The 3,867-nt window shown below is 67.0% G+C and carries 5 protein-coding genes; 1 reads left to right on the top strand and 4 read right to left on the bottom strand.

Translation table 11 applies throughout. The features are described 5' to 3' along the window. Positions 1 to 389 (bottom strand): bifunctional 4-hydroxy-2-oxoglutarate aldolase/2-dehydro-3-deoxy-phosphogluconate aldolase (locus tag ACOJSN_RS15295; protein ID WP_420113354.1); only part of this gene is annotated, 389 nt, incomplete at its 3' end. A gap of 236 nt (positions 390 to 625) precedes the next feature. On the opposite strand from ACOJSN_RS15295, the gene ACOJSN_RS15300 reads away from it, so the two are divergent. Then, complete coding sequence (locus ACOJSN_RS15300) at positions 626 to 1,288, top strand: GntR family transcriptional regulator (protein ID WP_420113355.1); 663 nt, start codon at positions 626 to 628, stop codon at positions 1,286 to 1,288. A 27-nt stretch (positions 1,289 to 1,315) separates the two neighbouring features. Here the strand turns inward: ACOJSN_RS15300 and ACOJSN_RS15305 are convergent, their stop codons facing one another. The 3 genes from ACOJSN_RS15305 to ACOJSN_RS15315 all read right to left on the bottom strand — a co-directional run. Then, positions 1,316 to 2,194: a hydroxypyruvate isomerase family protein gene (locus ACOJSN_RS15305; protein WP_420113356.1), complete on the bottom strand. Its 879-nt coding sequence runs from the start codon at positions 2,192 to 2,194 to the stop codon at positions 1,316 to 1,318. Then, complete coding sequence (locus ACOJSN_RS15310; protein ID WP_420113358.1) at positions 2,179 to 3,069, bottom strand: NAD(P)-dependent oxidoreductase; 891 nt, start codon at positions 3,067 to 3,069, stop codon at positions 2,179 to 2,181. Before ACOJSN_RS15310 ends, ACOJSN_RS15305 begins: the two co-directional genes overlap by 16 nt. Positions 3,070 to 3,302: 233 nt before the next feature. Further along, positions 3,303 to 3,867 (bottom strand): hypothetical protein (locus tag ACOJSN_RS15315; RefSeq protein WP_420113357.1); only part of this gene is annotated, 565 nt, incomplete at its 5' end.

Consider the following 3,867-nt stretch of genomic DNA (forward strand, 5'->3'; position numbering starts at 1 on the left):
CGGTGGGCTGCGTGGACCTCACTGGGGGTCATGGCGCCATCCAGCAATGGAATCCCGTGATCGTTCGCCAGTGCGGCGACGTCGGGTTGATGGCACGGCGTCACGAAGAAGCGCACCCCCAGATCGATGGCGCGCTGCGCCTGATCGGTGGTCAACACGGTGCCCGCACCGATCACGGTGTCGGTGCCGGCTGCTGCCGCGACTGCCGACTCCAGGCATGTCTCGATGTTCGAGATGGTGAAGGTGAACTCCACGGTCCGTATCCCGCCGCGGCGCAGCGCCTCACACAATCCGACCGGATCGGGCACCGAGTCTGCCCGGACAACGGCCACCACACGGTCTGCCCACAGCTGCGACAGTCGTTCATCAAGGGTCCTGTTGAAGGCCACGATAGCCAATCCTATTCTTCCAGAGTCGTTTTGAGGAACCGGGCATGGTGTGTCGACGCCCAGCGGCGCCGACGGCGTCTGCCTGACTCCTTCGCCACCCAGTAAATACTTGACAGTCTCAACTTGTTAGACAATTATTCAAAACGGTCCGGCCTGGGTCCGTCGCGAGCTCCATCGGAGCGACGTGCTGACCTAGACTGGCCCACAACGTCAGCCAGAAGAACCCGAGGTGTGCCGTGTCGCCGGTGCTTGCAGCCACATCACTGACCGAGTCACTCAGTGACGCGTTGCGCGCGCAGATCCTCAAGGGCGAGGTGCCCCCAGGGCTGCGGCTCACCGAAGCCTGGGTCGCCGAGCGGTTCGACGTGGCCCGTCCGACAGCCAAGGCCGGGCTCGACCGGCTCTGTGCCGAAGGGCTGCTCCGCCGGGGACCGCGGCGGAGCTCCGTGGTGCCACAACTGTCCGCCGACGACATCACCGACATCTACTTCAGCCGCCAACCGGTCGAGACACTGGCCGTGCGTACCCTGGCCGCCTCGCGTACCGCACCGAGCGAGGCCCAGCGGGCGCTGAACCTGATGCGCCTGGCGGCCGAGCAGTCGGCGCACGCCGACCACACCGAGGCCGACGTGGCCTTTCACCGTGCACTCGTGGCTGCCACGGCAAGCCAGCGTCTGCAGCGGATGCATGCCTCGGTGATGGGCGAGGCGCAGCTGTGCATTGCTCAAGTACGGCGCAACGCGTCGACCGATCTGACCGAACTGACTGCTCGGCACGCCGCGATTCTCGACGCCATTGCCAAGGGGGAACCCGACGCCGCCGAAGCCGCACTGCGGGTCGATCTCGATGGCTGCCGGGACATGCTTCTCGCCGATGTGGCGGCAGCACGCGGCACCTGATCCTCTGCACGACAACAGCTCTCGACATCAGCTGACGACCGGACGCAGGGCAGCGAGCCGGGGGAATCCTCCGATCCAGGCGAGTGAATCCGTAGTCGGTACGGTCGGCTTGTACTCACAGGCGACCGAGCCGCGATAGCCTGCCGCCCAGAGCTCATCGAGCACCCGCGTGAAGTCGATGCCGCCCGTGCCGGGCTCGCCCCGACCGGGCGCGTCAGCGATCTGTACGTGGGCGATGAGCGACGCAAAGTCCTTGACATCGCCGATCAGGTCGTCGCCACTGGTCGCGAGGTGGAACGTGTCGTACAGCAGCCCGATGTTGGCCAGTCCCGTATCCGAACGCACCTGGCGCACAACAGCTATTGCGTCAGCCGCCGACTCCAGTGGATAAGCACCGTTGAGACCCCGCCCCAGGGATTCGACGAGCACCGTACCGCCGACCTCGCTGAGCCGGGACGTGGCGACGCCGAGTCGCTCGCGGGCAACCGCGTCCTGCGTCGCGGGGTCGATCCCTTCTCGACGCTGGCCGTAGAGGGCGTTGAATCCGGCACAACCGGTGCGTCGTGCGATGTCGACGACGAGATCGAGGTTCGCGGCGAATTCGTCGCTGCGGTCGGGCCACGAGATGATCCCCCGCTCGCCGCCGGGCATGTCGCCGGCGAACAGGTTGAGCCCGGTCAGCGTCACCCCTGCGGAACCGACGGCGGTGAGAAAAGCGTCCACCTCGGCATCGCCGGGCACTGCGGCGGGCCACGGCCACCACGTCTCGACCGCGGTGAAGCCTGCGGCAGCGGCCCGATCGAAGCGTTCCAGGTAGGGCGCCTCGGTGAACAGCAGCGAGACGTTCGCGACGAGGGCGAGCGTTTCCCGCGTCGTCGGGATGTCGGAGTTCACGACGCCGCCCACGTCGTCGACCCGGACAGCCGCGCGACCTGGGTGAGCAGTGCGGAGTGGTCGAGGCTGCCTCCCCCGCTGGCGCGCAACGAAGCCATCAACTCGGCGACGAGAGCGCCGGCGGGCGAGAAGACGCCCTGCTGTCGTGCGGCCTCGCGGTAGATGCCGAGATCCTTGTGATGCAGGTCGACCCGGAAGCCCGGGGCGAACTCGCCGGAGATCATCGACGCTGCTTTGCGATTGAGTACAGTGCTGCCGGCGAGACCACCCGCCAGGACTTCGACGGCCGGGGTGAGGTCGACGTCGTGTGCGTCGAGGAAAACGAGTGCTTCGGCGACGAGTTCGATTGTGCCGGCGACGAGCAACTGATTGGCGGCCTTGACGGTCTGGCCGCTGCCGGGTCCGCCCACGAGGACGATCGTCTTACCCATCGCCTCGAGCAGAGACTGGGCCCGCTGGAAGGCGTCGGCGCTACCGCCGCACATGATGGAGAGGGCGCCTTCCTGCGCGCCTGCCTGGCCTCCGCTCACCGGAGCATCCAGCATGACCATCGAGGCGGCCGCGGCCTGCTCGTGCAGATCACGGGCGACATCGGGTCGAATGGTGCTCATGTCCAGTAGCAGGGTGTCGGCTGCGGCCGACTCCAGCACGCCACCGGGGCCGGTGTACACCTCGACCACATCCGGCGAGTCCGGCAGCACCGTGACCACAGCCTCGGCGCAGGCGACCGCCGACGCGAGTGAATCCGCCAGGGTCCCACCACCTTCGGCAAGCGGACGGCCACGGTCTGCCGTGCGGGTGTAGCCCACGACATCGAAGCCGGCAGCGACGAGATTGAGTGACATCGGAAGTCCCATGACCCCCAGGCCGATGACGGCAACGCGCACTGGTCCCCCTTCAGAAGACGAGACAGAAGTCGGTCCGCCGAGGTGCGGAGCCTTACGTGCGGTTTGATCCTGTCCGAACTTCAATAGCGAGTCAAGTAGCTTTGTCATATCGATTTCGTCAGACAAAACAACCGGAATAGCAATAGGCTGATGTAGCGGCTGTCGCGATGGTGCGCCTCGTCCCGATGTCGCGCACCGCGGCTGCACACCCAATCGTGTTGCTGTGCAGCGACTCACCGATCCCGGGTGGGGTCTCCGCGCCCGGCGAAGGCAGGTCCGGCCAGGAACCAGACCACGGTGATGGTCGGCAGCAGCAGCAGTGTGGCCCAATAGGGATGGTCGGCAGCGTCATCGACGCTCGCGGGAACGTGCCACCCTTCGAGGGCGATCATGACGAGCAGGCAGGCCGCGCCGATGGCTGCGGCGACGACGACGCGAAACCATTCACGCCAGATCGCGCGCACTTCCGCAGTCGAGCCCTTCGGGGGCTTGTGGGGTTCGGGTCCGCCCGCGAAGCGGTGGTGGAACCACGCGTCGGTGCGCGCAATGATGGGGTGGCCGAAGGCCACGGTGACGCCCAGGTACAGAGCAGCGAACGCGTGCGGTCGGGTTGGTGGGGCACCGCTGCCCACATCGACCGCGACAAGGACCAGCAGCGCGAGATCGACCAGCGGTACGGCGGCGAGCGCCACGGCGCTCAGCCGCCGTGCACGGACGAGGTAGCGCAGTGCGAGCCCACTGAGCAGCAGCACCCAGAACGCGACCTCGGCGGTGACGATCGCCGCGATCATGCCGGCA

Origin of the sequence: Pseudactinotalea sp. (assembly GCF_048594945.1) — a bacterium.
Taxonomy (GTDB): Bacteria; Actinomycetota; Actinomycetes; order Actinomycetales; family Beutenbergiaceae; genus Pseudactinotalea.